23 protein-coding genes and 2 riboswitches are annotated in these 23,465 nt (G+C 37.8%); of the genes, 9 read left to right on the top strand and 14 right to left on the bottom strand.

Features of this window, described 5'->3' with window-relative positions; translation table 11 throughout:
• Nucleotides 1–244 precede the first annotated feature (244 nt).
• From AC0KUU_RS07730 to uraH, 3 genes are read left to right on the top strand one after another with little or no spacing between them, the layout of a single operon-like run.
• A complete protein-coding gene (locus AC0KUU_RS07730; RefSeq protein WP_043982790.1) occupies nt 245–1,579 on the top strand; it encodes a nucleobase:cation symporter-2 family protein in 1,335 nt (444 codons plus the stop codon).
• Nucleotides 1,580–1,591: 12 nt separating this feature from the next.
• On the top strand, nt 1,592–2,119 hold the full coding sequence (uraD, locus tag AC0KUU_RS07725; protein ID WP_043982791.1) for a 2-oxo-4-hydroxy-4-carboxy-5-ureidoimidazoline decarboxylase: 528 nt from the start codon (nt 1,592–1,594) through the stop codon (nt 2,117–2,119).
• Nucleotides 2,116–2,472, top strand: coding sequence for a hydroxyisourate hydrolase (gene uraH, locus AC0KUU_RS07720; RefSeq protein ID WP_043982793.1), 357 nt, complete (start codon nt 2,116–2,118; stop codon nt 2,470–2,472). The genes uraD and uraH overlap by 4 nt, the downstream gene beginning before the upstream one ends.
• A 35-nt stretch (nt 2,473–2,507) precedes the next feature.
• On the opposite strand, the gene AC0KUU_RS07715 is transcribed toward uraH, so the two are convergent.
• A complete protein-coding gene (locus tag AC0KUU_RS07715) occupies nt 2,508–3,008 on the bottom strand; it encodes a GNAT family N-acetyltransferase (protein ID WP_043982794.1) in 501 nt (166 codons plus the stop codon).
• A 415-nt stretch (nt 3,009–3,423) separates the two neighbouring features.
• On the opposite strand from AC0KUU_RS07715, the gene AC0KUU_RS07710 reads away from it, so the two are divergent.
• From AC0KUU_RS07710 to AC0KUU_RS07700, 3 genes are all read left to right on the top strand, one after another.
• Nucleotides 3,424–3,918, top strand: a complete 495-nt coding sequence (locus AC0KUU_RS07710; protein WP_165575089.1) for a hypothetical protein — start codon at nt 3,424–3,426, stop codon at nt 3,916–3,918.
• Between the two features lie 505 nt (nt 3,919–4,423).
• Nucleotides 4,424–5,353: a PD-(D/E)XK nuclease family protein gene (locus AC0KUU_RS07705; protein ID WP_043982797.1), complete on the top strand. Its 930-nt coding sequence runs from the start codon at nt 4,424–4,426 to the stop codon at nt 5,351–5,353.
• 156 nt (nt 5,354–5,509) lie between these two features.
• Entirely contained in the window at nt 5,510–6,790 is a 1,281-nt protein-coding gene (locus AC0KUU_RS07700; protein WP_043982798.1) for an Nramp family divalent metal transporter, read from the top strand.
• Between the two features lie 93 nt (nt 6,791–6,883).
• Here the strand turns inward: AC0KUU_RS07700 and AC0KUU_RS07695 are convergent, their stop codons facing one another.
• The 3 genes from AC0KUU_RS07695 to AC0KUU_RS07685 form a co-directional block, all read right to left on the bottom strand.
• Complete coding sequence (locus AC0KUU_RS07695; protein WP_237074954.1) at nt 6,884–7,141, bottom strand: hypothetical protein; 258 nt, start codon at nt 7,139–7,141, stop codon at nt 6,884–6,886.
• 508 nt (nt 7,142–7,649) lie between these two features.
• Nucleotides 7,650–8,273, bottom strand: coding sequence for a hypothetical protein (locus tag AC0KUU_RS07690; RefSeq protein ID WP_322552082.1), 624 nt, complete (start codon nt 8,271–8,273; stop codon nt 7,650–7,652).
• 185 nt (nt 8,274–8,458) lie between these two features.
• Nucleotides 8,459–9,247, bottom strand: coding sequence for an HAD family hydrolase (locus tag AC0KUU_RS07685; RefSeq protein WP_013057222.1), 789 nt, complete (start codon nt 9,245–9,247; stop codon nt 8,459–8,461).
• Between the two features lie 198 nt (nt 9,248–9,445).
• Between AC0KUU_RS07685 and AC0KUU_RS07680 the strand changes: the two genes are divergently transcribed.
• Entirely contained in the window at nt 9,446–9,898 is a 453-nt protein-coding gene (locus AC0KUU_RS07680) for a MarR family winged helix-turn-helix transcriptional regulator (RefSeq protein WP_025751758.1), read from the top strand.
• A 36-nt stretch (nt 9,899–9,934) separates the two neighbouring features.
• Here AC0KUU_RS07680 and AC0KUU_RS07675 read toward each other — a convergent pair whose 3' ends face one another.
• A complete protein-coding gene (locus AC0KUU_RS07675; RefSeq protein ID WP_043982801.1) occupies nt 9,935–10,369 on the bottom strand; it encodes a hypothetical protein in 435 nt (144 codons plus the stop codon).
• A 141-nt stretch (nt 10,370–10,510) separates the two neighbouring features.
• On the bottom strand, nt 10,511–11,593 hold the full coding sequence (locus AC0KUU_RS07670) for a tyrosine-type recombinase/integrase (RefSeq protein WP_322552083.1): 1,083 nt from the start codon (nt 11,591–11,593) through the stop codon (nt 10,511–10,513).
• 335 nt (nt 11,594–11,928) lie between these two features.
• On the opposite strand from AC0KUU_RS07670, the gene AC0KUU_RS07665 reads away from it, so the two are divergent.
• On the top strand, nt 11,929–12,924 hold the full coding sequence (locus AC0KUU_RS07665) for a DUF3231 family protein (RefSeq protein ID WP_322552084.1): 996 nt from the start codon (nt 11,929–11,931) through the stop codon (nt 12,922–12,924).
• 53 nt (nt 12,925–12,977) lie between these two features.
• Here AC0KUU_RS07665 and AC0KUU_RS07660 read toward each other — a convergent pair whose 3' ends face one another.
• From AC0KUU_RS07660 to thiT, 7 genes are all read right to left on the bottom strand, one after another.
• Complete coding sequence (locus tag AC0KUU_RS07660) at nt 12,978–14,168, bottom strand: TcaA NTF2-like domain-containing protein (RefSeq protein ID WP_043982806.1); 1,191 nt, start codon at nt 14,166–14,168, stop codon at nt 12,978–12,980.
• A 47-nt stretch (nt 14,169–14,215) separates the two neighbouring features.
• The gene (locus AC0KUU_RS07655) at nt 14,216–15,148 is read right to left on the bottom strand and encodes a TcaA NTF2-like domain-containing protein (RefSeq protein ID WP_028408365.1); all 933 of its coding nucleotides are present in this window, start codon (nt 15,146–15,148) and stop codon (nt 14,216–14,218) included.
• Between the two features lie 140 nt (nt 15,149–15,288).
• Complete coding sequence (eat, locus tag AC0KUU_RS07650) at nt 15,289–16,638, bottom strand: ethanolamine permease (RefSeq protein ID WP_237074957.1); 1,350 nt, start codon at nt 16,636–16,638, stop codon at nt 15,289–15,291.
• A 21-nt stretch (nt 16,639–16,659) separates the two neighbouring features.
• On the bottom strand, nt 16,660–17,373 hold the full coding sequence (gene eutC, locus AC0KUU_RS07645; protein WP_322552085.1) for an ethanolamine ammonia-lyase subunit EutC: 714 nt from the start codon (nt 17,371–17,373) through the stop codon (nt 16,660–16,662).
• A gap of 14 nt (nt 17,374–17,387) precedes the next feature.
• Entirely contained in the window at nt 17,388–18,758 is a 1,371-nt protein-coding gene (locus AC0KUU_RS07640) for an ethanolamine ammonia-lyase subunit EutB (protein WP_322552086.1), read from the bottom strand.
• A 26-nt stretch (nt 18,759–18,784) separates the two neighbouring features.
• Nucleotides 18,785–20,203, bottom strand: a complete 1,419-nt coding sequence (locus AC0KUU_RS07635; protein WP_322552087.1) for an ethanolamine ammonia-lyase reactivating factor EutA — start codon at nt 20,201–20,203, stop codon at nt 18,785–18,787.
• A 156-nt stretch (nt 20,204–20,359) separates the two neighbouring features.
• Nucleotides 20,360–20,968: an energy-coupled thiamine transporter ThiT gene (thiT, locus tag AC0KUU_RS07630; protein ID WP_043983115.1), complete on the bottom strand. Its 609-nt coding sequence runs from the start codon at nt 20,966–20,968 to the stop codon at nt 20,360–20,362.
• A 32-nt stretch (nt 20,969–21,000) separates the two neighbouring features.
• A riboswitch (TPP riboswitch) is annotated at nt 21,001–21,101 on the bottom strand.
• Nucleotides 21,102–21,275: 174 nt separating this feature from the next.
• Nucleotides 21,276–21,460: riboswitch (Lysine riboswitch) on the top strand.
• 102 nt (nt 21,461–21,562) lie between these two features.
• On the opposite strand from thiT, the gene AC0KUU_RS07625 reads away from it, so the two are divergent.
• Nucleotides 21,563–23,002 carry an amino acid permease gene (locus tag AC0KUU_RS07625; protein ID WP_043982813.1) on the top strand — a complete coding sequence of 480 codons (1,440 nt, stop codon included), beginning with the start codon at nt 21,563–21,565 and terminating at the stop codon, nt 23,000–23,002.
• Between the two features lie 36 nt (nt 23,003–23,038).
• Here the strand turns inward: AC0KUU_RS07625 and AC0KUU_RS07620 are convergent, their stop codons facing one another.
• Nucleotides 23,039–23,407 (bottom strand): hypothetical protein, encoded by a 369-nt coding sequence (locus AC0KUU_RS07620; protein WP_043982815.1) that lies wholly within the window; start codon nt 23,405–23,407, stop codon nt 23,039–23,041.
• Nucleotides 23,408–23,465 lie beyond the last annotated feature (58 nt).

Below are 23,465 nucleotides of genomic sequence, written 5' to 3'. Positions count from 1 at the left end.
TTGAAAATATATACAAAATTATATCACTTGATATTACTATCTGGTACTAAAAAATAAATGTAACATCTTTTTACACAATAGCTTACCTGCTTCTTTATATATTGTAAAAAAGTAGATATTGAAACCTCTGTTTTTGGTCAACTTGACTAATGACATCCCTTAAAAAACATTTTACTATTAATGTATCATTATAAATGTAATATTTATTAACATTACATGTGATATAATTAAAGGAGGTTTTTAGGTGAATAACCAAAATCGACCGTTTCGACTAGCTTCATTGGGATTACAGCACGTACTTGCTATGTATGCGGGTGCCATTCTCGTTCCGCTGATGGTGGGACGCGCCTTGAATTTAAATGCCCATGACTTATCCTATCTTGTGGCCATTGATTTACTAACATGCGGACTAGCTACGCTGCTGCAGGCATGGACGAACAGGTGGTTTGGTATCGGTCTTCCTGTTGTACTTGGAAGCTCATTTGTAGCGGTGACTCCTATGATTGCAATTGGAACTCAATATGGAATTAGTGCTGTTTACGGAGCGATTATTGCCGGTGGTATTTTCATCGTACTGGCAGCAAGTTTTTTAGGCAAAATTATTAAATTTTTCCCTCCCGTTGTCACCGGAACGGTTGTGACGATGATTGGTTTATCCCTTGTACCATCCGCTGTCCGAAATATGGCAGGAGGAGTCGGAAGCAAAGATTTTGGTTCTCTTTCTAATCTTCTTCTTTCTTTTGGTGTTCTAGTGCTTATTTTAATTTTAAATCGATTTTTCAGCGGTTTTCTTCGTTCTCTTTCTGTGTTGATTGGAATTGTAGTTGGAACAATAGCCGCTGTATTAATGGGAAAAGTTGATTTTACTAATTTTAATGAAGCTTCTTGGCTGCACATTCCCACTCCTTTTTATTTCGGGATGCCTACTTTTGAAATCGGCCCTATTTTAACAATGATTCTCGTATGCTTGGTCATTATCATTGAGTCTACAGGCGTATTTTTAGCGTTAGGAAAGCTGTGTGATCGAGAATTAACAGAAAAAGATTTTACAAAAGGCTACCGTGCAGAAGGAATCGCCATTGTCCTTGGAGGGCTATTTAATGCTTTCCCTTACAATACATTCGCTCAGAATGTAGGACTGGTTCAATTATCGAAAGTAAAAACAAAAAATGTAGTGGTAATAGCCGGCTTCATTCTCGTATTACTGGGGCTTGTTCCGAAAATAGCTGCTTTTACAACCATTATTCCCACCCCTGTTTTAGGAGGAGCAATGGTCGTGTTGTTTGGTTTAGTTATTTCATCAGGCATCAAAATGCTAAGTGCTGTTGATTTGGCCAAACAAGAAAATTTGCTAATTATTGCGTGCTCTCTTTCACTTGGCCTTGGTGTAACGGTGGTACCTGATTTATTCGCTCAGCTCCCGAGTGCTTTGCGCGTAATTGTAAGTGATGGAGTTATTACGGGAAGTTTGGCTGCCATTTTATTAAATCTCTTTTTTAACGCATCATTTAACGCATCAATTGAACGAAAAGTACCTTCCGTCTCTTTAGAGAAGACAGATTATTCAGAAATAAAATAAAGGTGGTGTAGTATGAATAACGTATCTGTGCAGTATGTAAATCAGCTTAGCAAGAAGCATTTTGTTTCACTAGTTGGTGATATATTTGAACATTCACCTTGGGTTGCAGAAGAGGCTTATCTTAAAGGCCCTTTCTCTTCCGTTGAACAACTTCATGACATGATGAAAGAAATTGTAGCGCAAGCGTCTGTAGAAAAACAGCTGAAGCTGCTGCAAGCTCATCCAAATCTAGGTGAAAATATTGCCATGACATCTGCTTCTACTGAAGAACAAACCAAAGCAGGCTTACAAAACTTAACGCAAGATGAGTATGAACAGTTTTCTTCTCTTAATGGAACGTATATGGAGAAGTTTCCGTTTCCTTTTATTTTGGCAGTACGAGGTAAACAAAAAGAAGATATATACGAGGCAATGCAAAGTCGTTTACTAAATACCGAGCAAACGGAGTTTGATACAGCATTAGAAGAAGTATATAAAATTGCTTTCTTTCGCTTAACTGATAAAATCACTGAAGATAAGGAGACAAAGAAACGAGCATGACTAAAATCACAACGCATATTTTAGATCTTACCCACGGATGTCCGGCTGCTTTTGTCAAGGTTGATTTTTATCATATTCAGTCGGAAAGTAAACGAATAAAAATGGCACACGGTACTACAAATGAAGACGGGAGGTTAGTAAATCCGCTCTTCTCTTCTGAAGCGTTTGAATCAGGAGATTACGAACTTCTGTTTCATATTGGGGAATATTATAAAAAACAAGAAGTTCAAACAACAAATCCGCCCTTTTTAAATCAAGTTTCTGTTCGAGTCGGATTGTCTTCTGAACAAGAACATTATCACGTCCCTTTGCTTGTGTCACCGTGGGGATACCAAATTTATAGAGGAAGTTAAAAAAAGAAACGGCGTTTTTAAACGTCGTTTCTTTTTTAGTTGAGCAATTTAGACATATAGTACTCATCAATGAACAAACCGCCAATTCGCAGTGAATGTTTTTTTGTTCCTTCAATTTTGAATCCTACTTTATCATATAAAGAAAGAGCCTTTTCATGCTGTATAGCGACTGTCAGTTCAAGACGATGAATATGGTGTTCTCTCGCCCATTCTTCAAGTGCACCGATCAAAGCCGTCCCAATCCCTTGATTTTGAAACGTCTTTCGAATACCTAATGTCAAAGAAGCGATGTGAGCGTTTCGGTTAGCCTCGCCCCCTGTTGCAGCTATATATCCCACAAGCATCTCGTTTTCTTCTGCCACAATAATCGTAGAGTTTGGCTGTTGCTTAAAGATTTCGATGTTTTTCTCCTGTTGATCCGTGCTCAGCTTTCGCTCTCCGCTTTCAAACAGCATAAACTTACTTTCTTCTTCAATCTGTTTAAGCAAATCTACAAAGTTTGCAGCATCATGTAATTCTAGTTCTCTAATTTGCATGCTGATCCCCCTTTTTGTGTGTCCCTTTTGTTTGTATATGTATTGGTTCACCATTATAAAATATAGCTTTACAGTTTCTTACGAAAAATACGATTTTTTAAGAAGCGGAAGTAGAACAAAAAACCTACTAATCTCCCTTTTTTTGAAATGCTTTTTTCCTCTGTATAATTTTAAATCACTTATCAACTTCTGTAAATTTTTTAGATTCCCTCTTTAATTTCCAATTACCTTCCTTTTATATGGGTTTGAATTGGATCTAAGGAGACCTTTTGTAGAAAACACATGACTATTATCCTGTTTTTTATGAAGAAAGAAAGCAATAAATGTAATTTTACTTGTAATCGTTTAAAATAGAAAAAGTGGAAATTTTATGTACATATCCTCCTTAATTATTGGTCTGTGAAAGGAAATTATTATGAAAGTACAACCCGCAAAATGTGGTGTATATGTCTTAAGCGGTCTAGGAGCTGTTATAGTGTTCTTCTTACTTTTACTTAAGAACAGCGCTTTCTTTCTAGAGGAAGAATACGATCAAAACAAACCTGAAGCTGCGCTTGCGGTGAACGAACATACCTATCACCTTCACAAAGGTTCTATTAACTGGTCAAACGGCCGTTCAACAACAAAAAAAGAAATAAATGTATATGATTTATATACATACATATCTCAGCAAAAAAGTATCCCATTGAAGCAGCAACAATTGGTTAAGCTCCATTTTTCGAACTTAGACGGTGCTTATATTCGTAGTGTGAGTGTGCATATATGGAGAGATAACGGTGAAAAAACCAAGCTGTTTGTCAAAAATAATGAATTTAAGGTTCCTAAAAATCAAGGTTTGTACGTTGTGGATATTGCGATCAACTCTACAAGAGGAACAATGCAATATGCGGCAAATGTGCAAATACAGTAAGTTTTTATATATTTACGTTTGGTCGAGAAAATCGGATAAGAAAACTCTTGTTGCAAGCAGGAAACGATGTGTGGAATAAAAAAGAAGTATTAAAAACATAGTGAAAGCATTCAAATAACAGCCCTTAACTTTTTCGGAAAATAATCCCACAAAAAAAAGAGAGCGATAGCGCTCTCTTTTTTATAAAATGAAAAAGACGTCCACGCAGGACGTCTTTGATGCGTTTGTGGCGGGGACCGTGTGACCACATTCACACGTTTAGCTCGAAAGCATGCCCTTCGACTTACACAAATTAGCTCATCGCTTTATTAATATAACATCCGCCACAGAAAAAAGCAATCAATTTTTAAATAGTTTTTTCTATTTATACATATTTCGCGAGAATCCACAAAATAATATGCATGCGTAGCTATTCACCCTCTGCATTTTCAGTCTATTTTAACTCATGTACGAATATACTAATAGACCAACCTATGCGCAGTTTTTGAAAAAGGATGTGAATAGCTTGTTTCAAATCACTGATTTCCCTGAATTTTCATGGTCGTACTCCAGACATAAAATGGTCACACAATGCAAACGAAAGTATGCCTATCATTATTATGTCTCACACAACGGATGGCTTGACAGCGCTTCCGCTCAGTCTCAGAGCGCTTATCGTCTAAAAAAAGTTTCCACTTTATCTATGTACGCCGGACAAGCCGTGCGTCAAGTGATTACAGAGGCCATTTCTGACTATACATCTACAAAGCTTGTCCCTAATGAACAGAACTTAACGGAAAAAGCGCAGCAGCTACTAAATAACGCACTGCGTGATTCTACTGACTATGGAGAGCTTTGGTATCATAAGCCTTCTCAGTATAAGATGCTTTTAGAATTCTACGAAAACGGCTATATTTCTAAAAAAGATCTTAAAGACATGCAAAAACGGGTACACATTTGTGTACATCACTTTTTACAAAGTAAATCGTTTTGCGAAATCGTATCTTCACCTTTTTTAGAAGTGGAGCCTCATCAGTCGTTTCGTTCTATAAATGTGTATGATCATAAAGTATATGCGCCTTTTCATTCTCTTTTTAAAAACCCAGTCACAGACGAATTTACGATTGTTGATTGGAAAACAAGTAAACAAACAAAAGATGATTTGTTTCAACTGGCGATATATGCCCTCTACGTGCTAGCCGAATATAATATTTCCGTTGATCAGATAAAAGTCCGAAACGAATACTTGCTTTCAGGCAGTGCGCGTACGTATCAGCTTACTCTTCATGAAATTGAAGCTGTTCTTCAGCAAGTTGATACAAGTATTGATTATATGAAAACTTTTTTGGAAGACTCAGAGGTAAATCAGCCTCTTCCGCTTGAGCATTTCCCTCAAACAGATACGCCTGCCTCCTGTCACGGCTGTGCATTTAAAGAATTGTGCCAAACGGGATAAAAAACAGCTGAAGATGATCTATATTTTTTGCTGAACTTTTTTATTGTCAAAAGAACCTTTGCTAGCATATAATTTGCATTAAGGAAACATTTTATACTTCATATAAAAAAATTAGCTTGGGCTATTTATTGTTCATCAAAGAAAGGAGCACTAGACATGAAAGATCAAAACGGCAGTAAAGCATTATCGGCTATGCAGCTAAGTGCTCAAGACGTATTGTCGGGTAAAACAAAAGGAATTAAGCGATTATTGCCTTTCTTAGGGCCTGCTTTTATCGCAGCGGTTGCTTATATTGACCCAGGTAATTTTGCTACTAACATTGCAGCAGGCTCTCAATACGGATACATGCTGCTTTGGGTTGTATTAATTTCTAACTTAATGGCTGTCTTAATTCAATCGTTATCGGCTAAATTAGGGATTGCAACGGGCTTGAATTTACCCGAGATAGCACAGGAACACTTCCCGTCCTTCGTTTCTTTTGGGCTTTGGATCCAAGGAGAATTGGTCATTATGGCGACGGATTTAGCAGAATTTATTGGGGCTGCTCTTGGAATTTATTTATTATTTCATATTCCTTTGTTCCCAGCTGCACTTATCGCAGCGGTAGGCTCTTTTGCTATTTTAGAGTTACAAAGACGAGGTGTTCGACTGCTAGAAGCAGCGATTGCGGCGATGGTTTTTATTGTGGTATTAGCTTTTGGGACTCAAATGTTTCTTGCGCATCCAGACGGTGCAAGTGTTGTCCACGGCTTATTTGTCCCTCAGTTTCACGGGACAGACAGCGTGCTGTTAGCTTCTGGGATTTTAGGTGCTACAGTTATGCCACACGCAATTTATTTGCACTCAGCTCTTACGCAGCGCCGCGTGGTAGGAACTACAGAATCGGAGAAAAAAGCGATTTTCCGCTTTGAATTTATTGATATTGTGATTGCCATGATTATCGCTGGTGCAATTAATGCAAGCATGCTGATTGTCGCAGCCGCTCTATTCTTTAAAAACGGACTAAACGTGCAAGATTTGGACGTGGCTTTTACACAATTTGAACATTTAATTGGTCCCTTTGCAGCTATTGCTTTCGGAGTTGGATTATTATCTTCAGGACTTTCAAGTTCTTCGGTCGGAACAATGTCTGGAGATGTCATCATGCAAGGATTTATTAAACGCAGAATTCCTTTATATCTTCGCCGGTTCATTACAATTATTCCGCCGCTTTTGATTATTGGGTTTGGCGTAAATCCAACAAGTGCACTAGTTGTCAGTCAAGTTATTTTATCGTTCGGAATTGCATTTGCGCTCGTTCCTCTTATCATGTTTACAAGCAACAAAAAAATCATGGGCGGATTGGTTAATCATAAAGCTACGACGGCTGTAGCTTGGGTGATAGCGGCATTAGTCATTTGTTTAAATATCTTTTTGATTTACCAAACGTTCGCATAGTAAATAAATCAAACTTTCAAGAAAAAACAAAAAAGAGACCCTAAAAAGTTAGATATAGTCTAACAATCAGGTCTCTTTTTTGTTATTTTTTTATTAAACAATAGTAAAAATGAAATAGACGAGACTTCCAATAATGGCCGACAGTACTAAGCAACCCAGTGGATATAAATAAGAGTAGTTTTTTTTACGGATTGAAAGAATACGATCAACAATAAAAATAAGAATGACGCCCATCATTCCGAATTCAAACATTAACAACCCAAAAATGGCGTGGAATATGAATGACATGATAAAATCAATTTTTTTACTACGGTCTTTTACAAACGCACTGACTAATAAATCAACGATCACCGTGCCTAACGTCCCCATTATTAAAAAGAAGGGTGTAAAAAATAAAAGGTATAAAGGAAATAAATCAACGAAATGCGGACTGGTTTTTTTAATAGAAAAATTGGGAATTGACTCTTTTATACCTGGCATAAAACAAAAAAGTAAAGTGAAAAGAAACGCAGCTATAATAGCGGCTGATAGCTTTCTATTTAAATGCATGTTTATTTTTTTATTACTAAATTCAGTAGTTGTTTTTGTATGTTTATGATTCATATGTCTTTAACGTGATGTACGCACCTTGTCCTTTCTCATAGCTTTTTTATTTATATTTTATGTCTCTATCTTTTGTTACCAGCAGTTACAATGATACACGTTCTTTTTGAACTTGACTACACTAACGCGCTTTATGTCTATTCTCTTTTTCTTTTTGTGTCTATCGTTTGCTCTTTCTATGAGAAACAAGATGGTTTTACAAAAAACGTCTTCTTTTTCTATAAAACAAAAGACAGGCGTTTTTTTCTATATGTAATTAATAATCTTGTTTGGCTTCTTCAAACTTAAACACATCCGCTCGTTCTGATTGCTGTGTAATTAATAGGTTATACGTATGGTTGGACTTTTTTGGAATTTTAAATGCAACATCGAGGTTAAGTGGTTCATCGTCAGATAGTAACGGTGATGAAAAAGCTGTCCACAGGGTGTGCGGGGTTTCTGTCGATAAATTTCCTCCATCAGACGGTTCGTAGGTTTGATAAGTTGCTGTGTCTTGTAATGTAAACGTTGTGTCGTTTAATACTACAGTCGAATGTTCATTAGGTGTTCGCTGAAACTGAACGGATACGACAATGTACTGGGTGTTTACTTGTTTAGCTCCTTTAACAGGATAAAATTGCGCATCCGTTGTGGACACATAATATTGACCGAGTTTTGATCGTTCTCCAAATGCTAATCGATCATCGGTTTCATCTTCTTGAGCTACCCGACTTACAGGGGCCATCGTTTCATCTGTTGCTGAAATGGTGTCTGCTCCCGGGGCATGTTTAGGTTGAGGGTTTTTGTAAGTGACGTGAGTATCGCCTTGTTTGTCTTCACAAGCGGTGAGACCTGTGAACAAAACAGCCGCTACAAGGCTTCTGGTAACTATTTTCTTCATGTTATTCCTCCAATGACTAGTCTATATACTATGCTACATGGTATTTATCTGGTAATCAAGGATAAGATTGGTACAATGTGAATGAAATCAGTGAGATTTGGAACGGATATAGGACCTGCAAAGACTGCTGTGCTTATTTTATAATAAAAAAGAGACGATTTCCGCCTCTTTTTTGTTTGTTCGTATTATGAATTTAGTTCATCTAAAATTGAATGCAGTTCACTTAAATGGGTAATTTCATAAGTAGGAATGACTTCATTTCGCTCTTTATCGTGACGATTAATCCATACAGATTTCATTCCAACGCGAGAAGAACCCAGTATATCTGTCATTAAATTATCTCCAACCATAATGGCTTCATCTTTCTTTAAATCCATAAGTGATAAAGCATGGTCGAAAATAGATGGATCAGGTTTACCACGGCCAAATGCACCTGAAATCACAATCTCATCAAAATATGGAACTAGTTCTGATGTAATATCCAATTTGGTATTTTGTAAGTCAGGTGAACCGTTTGTTAACAGCAGCAACTTGTACTTTCCTTTTAATTGATCAAGCACTTCAAACGTTTCTTCGTATACAAACGGTGTTTTGCGGCGCTCTAGTGGAAAACGTTCAGCTAGCTCTGCTCCAAAAGCATCATCGTGAATTCCGAGAGCACGAAGGCCTCGAGTCCAAGCTTCTTTGCGATAAGTAGGAACAATATCTTTCATTTTGCGGAATTCATCATGATCGTCTAAAAAATTTCCCCATAATCCTTCAAATGGATTAATGCCAATCATTTGCGTAAACTCATAGGTTTCATACGAAGCATATAATTCTCTTGCTTCCTTACGCACCGCTTCTTCTAGTTCTTCAGGTTTTAAATTATATTTCTCACTTGCATATGTACATGTCGCAACGAATGCTTCTTTTACGCTTTTTTGGTCCCAAAGTAGCGTGTCATCTAAGTCGAAAAATACCGCTTTAATCATGGATGTGTGTACCCCCTACTGTTTTTGAAAAAGTTTAACTATTCTTACACTAGATTACAAGGATACACACAATAAGTCTAGTGTATTTGCGATTTATTCTGTAAATTTATTTTTATCAAGCGTCCTCTTTACAAACAAATTTACAGAAATAAAAACAGCTGATATAATCACAGCATGTATGTATGCAGGAGGTTTTATATGGAATCGTTAGAAGAAATGTTCGGCATTCCCACCGTTCGTACAAGTAAGCGCTTAAGCAGAGTAGTTGCCGCACGCTTGCGCCCTTTTGGGATTACACCAGAACAGTGGACCGTTTTAAAACGCGTATCAGAAGCTGAATATAGTACGCAGAAACAATTAGCTGAACGAGCGGATAAAGATCAAGCGACGCTGACTAAAATTTTAGATTTACTAGAAAAACAAAATTGGATTCAGCGTATCAGAAATCCAGAAGATCGCCGCTCGTTTTTTATTCAAATAACAGAAGATGGCCTGCGTTTAAAAACAGAAGTAACGCCTGCTGTGGAGCAGGTATTTTTCGAATTAACGTCCGAATTAAACGAGCAGCAGGTGAAAATTTATACCGAAACTTTACAAAAACTTGAATACCGCGCCGAACAATTGCTTCAAGACGCAGAAGACCTGCGTTAAATACCCAAAACCCCACAGCTAACATTCTGCGGGGTTTTACACGTAGTTGGCGATGCATAGCACTTCTTTGATTTTTGAAATCACTTGTTTGGTTTCATCTGTTAAAGAGGTGAATTTAAACGCGATGGATTCTGCATTTGGATTAATGAAGGGTTCTTTGTTCGTGTCTTTGCGGTAGTCTTCAATTTGTTCTAAACAATATTTTAAAATAAACGACAAGTTCGCACGTCGAAACCTCAAACTGACGGTAGAAGGCCATCTTTTTTGAAACTGATTGCTTCCCTCATACTGAATCGCTCCGATGTAGCGTTCTCCGGATAAAAAAGATTCTTTGCTTCGATATAGCTGAACGGTTTGGGCTGTTCCGCTCCAGTCAATATAAATACCTGCTGTTTGACAAACTTCGTATATGTAATGAAAAAGCTCCGTTACTTCTCCGAAATGGTAGTGAAGCGGATGTTTAGCCGTCATAGATAGCTCCCTCCTTTATCGACTTTCTACCATTATATTGTAGGAAAAGTAACTTATTCATTTATACAACTTATTTCATACGCATAAGCAGTAAAAATGAAAATATATGTTTTTTAGTTTACATAAAAATATTATAGGTAATTAGCGATACCCCGATTTTCGAAACGCGTCGTATACCGTATCTTCTTGAAGTTTTTCAAGATAAACGTTCGTTGTAGCAATAGAAGAATGCCCAACTACTTGCTTCACAACCGCAAGCGGAACGTCATTAGCTAAACTGTTTGTAATAAAGGTATGACGAAACCAATGAGGAGAAATAGACGCGTTTCCTTTTACTTTATAAACAGCTGATTTAATCGTTCGATACAACGTTGTATAGGATAATCGCTTCTTTTCGCCGGTACGATAGTACTCTTTAATGGAGTAAAAAAGCGGTTCGGTGTCAAAAGGACTTAGTTCAGTGCTTTCATTTAACGCTTGCCGGTAAGTGAAAAGCGTTTCTTTCACATCATCAAACATGGGAATCGTTCGTTCTTTTTTTCCTTTACCAATCACATCTACAACCAAATTTCCGCGGCGGTCTTCCCGGAAGCTTCCCCAATTTAAACTCAGCAGTTCACTTGAACGCATTCCACTCATATACAAAAGCATTCCCATTAAGCGATTGCGCGCTTTGAATTCCTTTTCATACTGACGAATGCGCACGACTGATTCTAATGTATTTACAATCACCTGGGCTTCGCGGTCGGTTAGCTCTCGGTACTCGGTGCGATTTTGTTTTTCCTTGTCGCTGTAATGTCCTTTTGCAATAGATGGTTTTTCAATCCACGTTGTATACAGCGAAGGATAAAAATGAGTAGCGTGTCCAAACTCTAGCATTCTTCTAAAAAATTCTAGCTTTCTTGCAGCGGTGCGATTGGCATATTGATTCATCATTTCTTCATTAAATAATTTGACTTCCATAAATCCAATCGATTTTAATGTAATCTCTCGTTCGTAGAAAAAAGACAGAATCGTTTTCATGTCTTGATTGTAAGATCTGATCGTATGAGGAGAAAGTGATTTTTTGATAATACGCATTGAAAAAAAGAGCTGAATAAACTCTTCATCTGAAACGTGCTTCAAATTCAAATTGTTATCTTCATCTAACAGCTCTGCCTCTTCCCACTGCTCTTTTAGCTGGCGAAACGAATTTTTCACAGGCGACAATTCAAATTCTTCCATTTTACCCCTCCTAATGATTAAAAACAAAGGTACCCCTTTCAAGTGATCCAGAATGGAATATAACGATTTTTTATCAATTCGCAACAAATACCATTAAAAATTTTTAAAAACCTCTCAAAACCTAATTTAAAAAGCCGGTTTTTAAAGATTTTAATAAAAACATCCATTATATGTAAAATAAATTCTATTTTCTGCTTATTTCTCTACTTTATCATATGAACGCTTGATAAGAAAGAGTTATCTTGCGTTAGTTAGATAAAGGATTTTGATTGTGTTAGACAGCAATGTTTTGGGAACACTAGTAGGAGTTTAAGTAATAATTGGAGGTACCGAATTTGGATAATCAGAAAAATAGATTGACGTCATCAGAAATTACAAGTTTATGGGCACAATACATCCAAGACACCATGTCTGTTTGTATTAGTAAATATGTGTTAGCAAAGGTTAAAGATTCTGAGGTTTATTCTCTTTTTGAATTTACTTTAGAACTGGCTGAAAAACATTTGCGCGTACTTAGAGATATTTTTAAAGCTGAAAAATTAGATTTGCCCATTGGCTTTACTGATAAAGATGTAAATCTAGATGCTCCCCCTTTGTTTACGGACACCTTTTGGTTAGTGTATATACACGAAATGACCATGCACGGGTTGGCTGGATATAGTATATCTTTTAGTGTTTCAGCACGCAAAGATATACGTGACCATTATTATCAATGTAATATTGATGCGATGGACCTTTATAATAAATCTATTGAAATTCTTATATCGAAAGGTATTTATCAACGATCTCCCTACTTTTCTAAAACAGAAAGAGGTCACTCGATTACAGAATGGGGATATGTTATGGACCTATTCGGAGATAAAAGGCAGCTAAATTCAATGGAAGCTGGAAACATTTACTTTAATTTAAAAAAGAGCGTGGCAGCTAAAGCGCTTGTAAATGGTTTCAAACAGGTAACAAAAGATAAAGATATCCATAGCTTTATGGAGGAATGTTTGCACACAGCCAGTAAGAACATAAACATTTTTTCTTCCTTACTTCAACAAGAAAACTTGCAGTCTCCACGCTTGATGGATGCTGAAATTACAAATTCTGACATAGCCCCTTTTTCTGATAAACTAATGGTATTTCATGCGGGATTTTTGTTTCATTTAGCTACTACATATTATGCTGCAGCTATGATAACTAGTATGAGAATAGACGTAGCCGGACATTGTGATGCTTCTATTTTAAGGGATTTAAAAACCATCTCTTCTTTTGGCCGAATAATGATCAAAAAAGGATGGATCGAAAAACTGCCAAGAGCAGATGATCGGAAAGAATTGTCTTAATATCCTGCGAACTTACCTGTAAATAAAAAACATCACGCTCTGCGTGATGTTTTTTAAAGTGATTCAATTTTAGTCAGGTGCAGCTGTTTATTGCTATAGGAAACGGTATAGGTTCGATAATACTCTTTTTCCTGACTTTGACCGTTCGTTGTAATTGAAATGACTTCTTTCGTTTGGATTGTATAGACCGCTTCGTTCTCTTCTTCACTCACAGATTCCACGTCTAATACCGAATAATCAACGAGTTCTTCTCGAATGTCTCTTTCGTACAGCATTTTCACAAGCTGCTTTTGATCATTCCACAAAACACTATCCCGCTGGATATAAGGCTGTACGTGTTCAAATTTATTCGTGTTAATGGACTTTGTTAAATCTCGTAAATAATGTTCAATGAAAATATCCGCTGTTTCTTGATCAACTTTTTGGATGTTTTTTAAATTAAAATCTTTTTCTTCCTTCTCTTCTTTTTCTTTTTCACCTTCTTTAAAATCGTCGATTCGCTGAGAACTGTTTTTGCTGATGGCATACGTTTTATTATTCTCTTTGAAAACCAAGATTTCTTCCTTTTCGCCTTTTTCATTTGTGCGGGTAGATTCACCTTGATATGAAATATCACTAGAAGGATTAATTGACTTTACGTATTTGATATATTCATCGGCCGTAATGTTGAGGTATTTTTGATGATAGGTAACTTCATCCCATTCGTTTAATTTCCAGTGCTTATTAACGTATTTAAAATTCATGTAAATGGTCAGTCCGCCGCTTCCTTCTTTACTAATTGGCTCAATAGCCGAGACCGAAAATTGCCCAGCGTGATTGTTAATAAGTTCAAATCGAATCAGATGAGTTACATCAGGAAAAAAGCTCATATTGCATTCTTTGCAGTAATAATTAGTAGAAATACTTTTTAGCTTTGTTGCAATTAAAGATGAAGTTGCGTATGGCGTTAACGCTTTTTTTAGCGTTTCATAATCAGCAGGGTTAGATTCATTTTCCCATTCGTACTCTTCGCCTAATTCTTTATAGGTACTTGAAATTTTGTTCATCGTCTCAACCGCAGTTTTTTCTGCTTTTTTTTCTGATACAAGATCAGGCGGAAGAGATGACTTAGCTTGATCTTTTGGGATCACTTCATCTGAGGAAGGTTCGGTTGGTTTGGATAACTTAACTGTTTCTTTTTCTTCACAGGCTGTCAAAACCATTAGCAGCAGTAGAACGAATGCAATCGTCCATTTTTTATGCATAAGGTGTCCTCCTCAATGCCGAATTTAGTCTGTTTTTAAAATGATCTTTAATTCTCAAACGTATCGAGCACGTAATCACCGCTTGGAATTCCCCACTTTGCCTTTTTATTTTGATCTGTTTTAGCAAGTAATGAAATGGAGTTTTCTTTAAGCGTAATGACAATGGTTCCTTTATTTCCTTGTCCATCATTTTCATATTCAATGGCTGCTTGGTTATTTTCAAAACGAATATTTTTTTGTTCAACGGTTGACACGCGGATTTTGCTAGGTGGCTGGTACGAATTTATTTTAATCGTTGCTTCCGAGTTTGATGTAGCAAGAAATTGAATGATAGGAGATCCGTTATCATTGCCAGTGGTCCATTTTCCATCGTAGTCGTGTAAATCTGTTGTTTGTGTAGTGGGAGTTTCAGTGCTTGCATTTGGTTTAGATGAAAAGTCAAATGGTTCTACATTCGATAACTTTAACGTATCGTTTTGATAAACGGCTGTATAAAGGCGGTCACAAATTTTAGTATAAGGATCTTTACCCGGCTGTTTTAATAAGCTTTCCTCGTGGGTTTGTATTTTGAATACATGGTTAGGTTCTTCATACCAATTGACAATATGAAACGTTTGCTTCTTCTGCTCGATGCCTTGGCGTGTGAAATTTTCAACAAGAAGGTTTTGCTCTTTATAAAAAGAACTGTCAGCTTTCAAAAAAGCTTTTAAATCATCAAAAGAGTTTTGATCCACTGCCTTTCCAAACGCTGAAAAGTAATCAGTCATCCAGGCTGTAATAAATTTCCCGCTCATTGCTTCTTTATTTAAATCAATCGATTGAATGCTTTCTACCTGTGTTTTTGGTTCGTTTAGTACTTTTTTTGCATCTTTTTCTACTATCATTGTATTTCCGTCTTTTAATGTTTCTTCTTGCTGACAGGCTGATAACAGAATAGATGAAACAACCGTGATAATGATTGTATTACGTTTGTTCATCATAATTGCCCCTTCTTTATCTAATATAAATGTATGTATATTCTTCCAACAAACAGACCTAGTATATCATTCTACAAAAAAACGCTCAACCCTTTAATTTCGCAAGAAAAACGGCTTGCCTTTACAGCGAGCCGTTTTCCTTCCTATTTAATGGATGCTTCTTGATATGAATTGGCTGCTTCTTTTTTGAGCTGTCTAGAGCCATAAAAGACATAGTAAATAATTGAAAGAAGGAAAATTCCAAGAATCACATAAATTAAAGGTAGAGAAACGCCAAACAGCATTAAATTTGTTGTAAGAACACTGTATTTTATGATGCTGTACAAGCACAGAATCCCTAATACTAAGGCAATACTTGGCACGACCGGGTAGTTCACTTTAAAAGGACGGGACAGGTTAGGTTCTTTTTTGCGTAAAATGAAAAGAGAAACTAAACTGATGCAGTACATCATCATTGCTCCGAACACGGATAAGATAATAAGTGCATTGGCAAACGTTGCAGATCCTGCACAAATCACGCCGATTGCTCCCGGAATCAACAAACCGCCGACAGGAACTCCTTTTTTATTCGTTTTAGCAAGAAATTTAGGGAAGTAACCATCTCGTGCAAGCGCATAGGTTTGTCTTGAAAATCCCATGATGATTCCATTTAAGCTAGCAATCAAGCCGAATAGCCCGATAATAGCAACAACGGTTGAAATGCCGTTTCCGTATACAGAAGACAGCGCCTGCGGAAGTGGATAATCGGCTAGCTTCCCGCTTCCTCCGCCAAGTCCTGCTGTTACAAATAGTGTAAACAACGTTGCGGTTGCTAGAGTAATAATCGCTCCAATAAATCCTTTAGGAATGTTTTTCTTAGGATTTTCCACTTCTTCCGCTGCCATTGCTCCACCTTCTATTGCCAGATAGAACCAAACAGCGAATGGAATAGCTGCTAGTACCCCTGTTGGCCCGTTAATAAATGAATGATCATTAAAAATATTTGATGTTTGTACATGAGGCAAACCAGCTACATAAAAAATAGATAAACCAATTAGTGCAACAATGGTAGCTGTAAGCTCAATCACCGCTACTTCTTTTACCCCGATTAAATTTAATAAAACAAAGAAAATAAAGGCACCTACCGTTGCGTATACAGGGTTAACGGCTGGAATGAGAAAATGCAGGTATGCTCCTGTTGACACTGCAATAGCAGGAGGAGCAAAAATAAATTCAAGCAAGCAGGCAATTCCTGCGATATATCCCCCAAAAGGTCCAAGTGCTCTTCTTGCATAAGCTGAAGGTCCACCGGCTTGCGGGATTGATGTTGAAAGCTCTGCATAACTGAACATAAACGTTGTGTAAAACACAGTTACAATTAAGGTTGCAAGTGCAAGCCCAATAATCCCGCCTTGTTCAAACCCGTAATTCCACCCAAAGTATTGTCCTGAAATAACCATGCCCACTGAAATAGCCCATAAATGAATGGGTTTCAATTGTTTTTGTAACGCCATACGTTCTCCTCCTTTTGATGTTTAGACAATAAGATGTACACCGCTTGTTTGCTGCTTGATCATTTTGTCAATCATGGTACCGATATGTGCGGCTGCCTCAATAGGAGGCGTCCCTCTTTTATGAATATTAGAAATGACCATACGATCAGACTCTTTTTTGCCTTTGCTAGGTTCATAGCACATGTAAGCACTCATTGATTCAGCACTGACCAGTCCAGGTCGCTCTCCAATCAATAGCACAAGTGCTTTTGGCTTTATGATCTCGCCAACTTCATCCATACACGCAACCCGTCCCCCTTTTACAAAAAATGAAGTCCCGATATGAAGTCCATATGACTGCAGGGAGTCAATTAAAGCTGGATAGACGTCGCTTATGTTTTCTTCAATTGCCTTGGCGCTCAGTCCATCCGAGACTACGACTTGTACATCAGGCCGCTGCACGCAGTTTTTAAAAATTTCTTTCTTAGCGTTATCTGCTAATAACCTTCCTTGATCCGGCCGTTTTAAATAATGTTCTTTTGACTCCACACGTGTATTCACAGAGAAAAGGTTAAACTCGGCTAAAATATCTTCTGAAACTACTCCATATACAGAGTCTACAGCTGCAGCGTGATCCGTGCGAAAAGATAAAACGTCTTTTGTTAGCGGTCTTGTTCCTGTACGGCCGACACCTATGCGGGCAGGGGTAAATTGTTTAAGTGTTTCAAGCGGATCGCGATTTGACTTTGGTATCATAGTAAGCACCTTCCTTAAATCAAATTCATAAAAATAGTTGGGTCTCCAGCTCTTGATGTAAAGCGTCCGTTTTCCATAATACGCTGTTCTTCAAGCCACTTTTCAAATAACGGCGTTGGGGTGCGGCCTAACACGTTACGCACCGTTGCGATGTCATGATAACTAAGAGACTGGTAGTTTAGCATGCAGTCATCAGTCATGGGCACTCCTATGACAAAGTTTACTCCAGCTGTTCCCAGAAGCATACTTAAATTATCCATATCATTTTGATCAGCATCCATGTGGTTGGTGTAACATACGTCTACTCCCATAGGCAGGCCGTGCATTTTACCCATGAAATGATCTTCTAACCCAGCTCGTAGAACTTGTTTGCTGTTATATAAGTATTCAGGTCCAATAAATCCAACAACTGTATTAACTAAGAAAGGCTTGTAGTGACGAGCTAAGCCGTAGCATCTAGCTTCGAGCGTTACTTGATCAATGTTATAGTGAGCTTCTGCTGACAGTTCAGAACCTTGTCCTGTTTCAAAATACCAGCGGTTTGGACCTTTTGCCGTTCCTTTTTCATGAATTAGCGCTGTCGCTTCATCAAGCATAGACAGTGAAATTCCAAATGAATCATTACCAGCTTCTGTACCTGCTAAACTTTGAAAAATCAAGTCTGCTGATGCTCCTTTTTCAATTGCTCTCATTTGACTCGTTACGTGTGATAATACACAGTTTTGAGTAGGAATTGACCATTCGTTGATTATATTTTTTGTTTCATTTAAAAGCGCGTAAATATTATCCGTTGTATCAATAACAGGGTTAATTCCGATAACCGCATCTCCAATTCCATAGCTTAACGCTTCGTATAGAGATGCTCTCATTCCCTTTAAGTTATCTGAAGGATGATTAGGCTGGGCCCGAGAAGCCAATACTCCTTTTTGGCCGATAGTCGTTTGACAAGTAGTTTGCACTTCTATCTTGGCAGCTCCTTGAATTAAATCTAAATTGGACATAATTTTAGTAGCTGCCGCAATCATTTCGCTGCTTAATCCTTTGCTAAGTGCAAGAAGGTCTTCTCCGCTATGCTGATCGGATAAAATGTATTCTCTTAAATCCCCTACTGTCCAATTTTTAATAATGTCGTAAACAGATGAATCAATCTGACTTTCGATTAATGCCGAGACGTTGTCTTCATCTGCGCTGAGCAGCGGGTAATTTCGCATATCAGCAAGTGTGATATCAGCTAGAACTTGCTTTGCTGACATTCGTTCTTTCATTGACTCAGCGCTAACTCCTGCGAGCTGATCTCCAGAACGCTCTTCGTTTGCTTTGGCCATGATTTCTTTTAAGCTATAAAATGAAAATGTTTCTCCTAACATTCGTGTAGTTTTAAACATCGTTTCCTCCTTGTGTGTTCAGCTGATTATGATGAAAAAGCGAGCGTTTTAACGGAAACGGAGATCGCTTCTCCGGCTACTGGTAACCCTAGATCGATGTAATCTCCGTGTGTAAAATCAATTTGATCTAAACAAATAATTTCTAACTCTTTCCTCTGTTTAGCTAGTGCTTGTCCTAAAGCTTTTGCAATATCTTGTTCGCATAGAACAACGAGGCACTTAGCTCCCTTAAAACAAGCAATAAATTCATCGCTTATTATTTTTGCTAATTCTTGAAGCATCTTATAGCTGCAGTAAGGAAAATGAGATAAAGCAATAGCAGCAGGGGGGTCTTCTGCGCTGAAAATAGTTGAAGCCTGCATACATGCCGCTCCAACTCTTTCTTGAAACAGCTGCGGATTCCACGTCTCTTCTTGCTGAACGGGTATCTCTACAATCGGGATATTTTTTAACGGCAGCCGCTTCGACCCAATATATACGGTTGATCCGCTAACTTCTGTATTTTGCATACCAGCCCCAATTACAGTAGCGCGCGTTGTCTCAGCGGATTGAGATACTTGGATGGATTGAAAATGATATGCTAGAAGCGGACCAACGTCTCCGTGTATGGCCACTTCCTTCACTGTTATTGGCTTTTGCTTCTCCATCATTGCTCCTACTCCTCCTGAAACCATGATCGTTTCAGGATGTATAGAAGATCTTGTATGAGGAGAAACGAGCAGCGAGGAATTTTGATTCAGCGCTTTTACATAATTCACGGTTTCTTCAGCTAGTAATTGACAGATAGACGAGAGCTTTTCAAATGCTGCTTTTTCACCTTCTCGCAGTGTCAAAGAATTATTTTTCAAAAATTCAGTTAAATGAGACGAAACGTAGGTAACAAGACCGTCTTCATTTAGTCGAATTAATCTCCCGCCTACATGCAGTGTAAACGTTTCTATCACTTTTCCATTTTGACATAAAGCGATGTTAGCAGTGCCTCCTCCTACATCAATATTGGCAATTACTGCATTTGTTTCAGCAGAACGCTCTATTGCTCCCGATCCTTTTGCTGCTAATATTCCCTCTAAGTCAGCGCCGGCTGTTGCAACAACAAAATCCCCAGCATGTTCGGCTAGATAGTGAACGATACTTTCTGCATTTTGCTTTCTGGCCGTTTCTCCTGTGATGATCACAGCACCTGCCTCCACTTGATCTAAGGAGATTCCTGCGTTCTTATACTCTTGTTCTAGTAGTACCGTTAATCTTTGAACATCGATTTCAACATCGTTTAGCATAGGGGTGGTATAGATAGAACTTACATACGTTACGCGACGATCAATAATTTGACAGCCTGGCAGCGTAAACTGATTTTGTTGATTTGCTATTAACAGCTTGCTTACAATCAGTTTTGTTGTGCTTGTTCCGATATCTAAACCTATGCTCGTTATCCATTTCTGTAGCATGCTATCAATCCCTTATCTCGTTTGAATATGGTGATTATCATAAAACAGTTTTTTGAATATTTCACTAACTATGTTATCAAACCTGACACACTTTTGTGTAAACAAAGGTGACAAATGACAAAAAAGACTAAATCTTGGTAGATTTAGTCTTTTTGCTTATGATGAGTGTGATTTAGTTACAATCATTCTTGATGCGGATGGAATTAATAGTGAAAGAATGATTAAGCAGGCTATTAGTGACCCTACCATTGAAATACCGTTCATTGAAAAAGAATACCATAGAGCGGACATACCCTTTGGCGCATATGATCCCCAAAAAATAATGCCCGCAATAAAGTGCCAGAAATACCGTGCGAAGCTGCCGATAACAAGGGATAAAACAATCAAAACAAAAGCTTTTGATCTGTTATTGTTAGCTAAATTTGTTTTAATAGATTGCGAAAAAATACCTCCAAAACCTATAAAAGCAAAAGCCACAATATATTCAATAAACGTTTGTAGCGCTGTTAAAATATAAGCCGTTCCTGTTGCCAACTGCAACAGCCCCCATAATAGACCAGATAGAGCCCCGCCTTTTACTCCCCAGCGAAAGCACATAATAAAAATGGGCACCATGGAGAACGAAATACTCACAGCCGTTGCAATCTTAATGGAAGGCAAAAGATCAAGTAGAAGTGCTAATGCTGCAAAAATAGCTATTTCAATTTTAGCCTGTAAAGGTAATGCTTTATTCACGTTTCTCACTCCTGTTTTTGAATCATTCATATCAAACGGTTTACACAGGAGTAAGCAAATATATGCTACTATTCCCACATTCCTACGCTAGCGTTAACTAACAGGTTCGAAGGGTCTGAACAATTTGTTCACTCTCAGCACGGCGGCTCCCCCTGTGGTACGTTCGGATATTTATGTAGTATTATGACAACATTCATTATACCATATGTAGCAAAATAGATTCGAGAGATTTCAAAGATGTTTCTATTTTCTGAATCTATTTTTTATAATGACAATCGTTTTAGTATTTGGTATACTTCTTTTATGTCAAATGAATATAAAAAACCCTCATCCTAATCGATGAGGTAGAGGTCGCAGTTTTTAATAGTAAAGCAACGGAAATGCAGAGAACATTGAGGATGTTGCTTGAAAGGAAAAATTGCCGAAGTTTAGATCACTTCTCGGTTGATTTAAGCTGGGGCTGTCTCCGAACAGGAACAGAACTGTCACATCATGCGAGTGATGTGAAGAGCTATCTTCACGGAAGGTTGACGCGGTTTTCAGATTTAAAAGCGCGCACATATACTGCGGGCTTTTTTTATGTTATCCCGTCTCTTTCCGTACATTCGAAAGGAGTATTTATCTATGCAAGAGCAGCAAGAATTAAAACGTGGGTTGAAATCTCGCCACTTAACGATGATTTCATTAGGAGGAGCCATCGGAACCGGCTTATTCCTAGCAAGTGGTGGAGCAATTCACACAGCAGGACCTGGGGGAGCGCTTTTAGCTTACGCTATCATTGGTGTCATGGTTTACTTTTTGATGACCAGCCTAGCGGAGCTCGCAGCTTATATGCCTGAAGCCGGTTCATTTAGTACGTATGCGTCTCGGTTTGTAGATCCATCCTTTGGTTTCGCTCTCGGCTGGAACTATTGGTATAACTGGGCTATTACGATTGCAGCTGAATTATCTGCTGGAGCCCTTATTATGAAATTTTGGTTCCCAAACTCTTCTTCTATTTTATGGAGTGCCCTGTTTTTATTAATTATGTTTGGGCTTAACTACCTTTCTGTAAGAGGATTTGGTGAATCTGAATTTTGGTTTTCGTTAATTAAAGTAGTAACGGTTATCATCTTTTTAGTTATTGGCATTATGATGATTTTTGGTATCTTTAACAATGAAGCACCAGGGTTTAAAAACTTCACGCTTGGTGATGGACCCATTCACGGTGGATTCTTTACTGTCTTAGGTATTTTTATGGCTGCTGGTTTTTCATTTCAAGGAACAGAGTTGCTTGGAGTCGCAGCTGGAGAAAGTGAAGATCCGGAAAAAACGGTTCCTCGCGCAGTTAAACAAGTCTTCTGGCGCATCTTGTTATTTTATATTTTAGCTATTTTTGTTATCGGGATGCTTATTCCATACACAGCCGATTCATTAGCAAGTGATGATGTGCGAGTAAGTCCATTTACTTTAATATTCGAACGAGCAGGTCTGGCGTTTGCAGCATCAGCTATCAATGCCGTTATTTTAACAGCCGTTTTATCTGCTGGTAACTCAGGTATGTATGCTTCTACGCGTATGCTGTGGAACTTAGCGAAAGATGGAAAAGCACCAAGGTTCTTAGCAAAAGTGAATAAACGAGGCGTTCCAGTGAATGCTTTAATCGCAACGGCACTTGTCGGTACACTTGCATTTGGTGCTTCATTTTTTGGAGACGGTGCGGTATACACGTGGTTACTTAACGCTTCTGGTATGTCTGGTTTTATTGCTTGGTTAGGAATTGCCATCAGCCACTATCGTTTTAGAAGAGCATTTGTTGCCCAAGGTCATGATTTGAGTGAACTTCCATATCATGCAAAACTTTTCCCGTTTGGTCCTATCTTTGCCTTTATTTTATGTGCTGTTGTCATTTTAGGTCAAAACTATTCGGCGTTTATGGGTGATTCGATTGACTGGTACGGTGTACTTGTTTCTTATATCGGACTTCCTTTATTCTTAATTGTTTGGTTAGGATACAAATGGACGAAAAAGTCTAAACTTATTCCGTTAAAAGAATGCCAAGTAACAGTGAAAAAATACGAATAAAAAAAGCTCTCTATTCAAAAGAATAGAGAGCTTTTTTTATGTGATCTGATCAGCAAAATGAAGAGATATATAGGCGGGCTGATTTTTCATAACAAGCATATAACCTTTGAGGGGACGATTACAGTAATCAGCAGCTTCTATATAATAAATACGCTGAACTAACCTGCTTAAATGGGTTACAAAAGATGGAAGTTGATGAGTAGGAATGCTTTGGATGTAGTCTATGATTTCTTGTTTAGTTTGAAGGCCCGAATGGGTACATTCTAACAGATGAAAAAGCGGATCTGCTGCTATAGTAGATAGTTCAGAATTGTGTTTGATTCTATTCAGCTGGATATGCAGTTCTTTTTTTGACCATGTCTTTGGAATAGCTCTTAGATGCTGATATTGAAAACGTGTATTCATGATAGCTAACACCTTTCGTATTAAAATAATAAAACGACTTATTATTTTAATAACCTTT

The sequence above is a fragment of the Priestia sp. ST2 genome (assembly GCF_055810735.1).
Note: the sequence above shows the minus strand (reverse complement) of the source record. Positions and strands in the feature narration are given on the sequence as shown.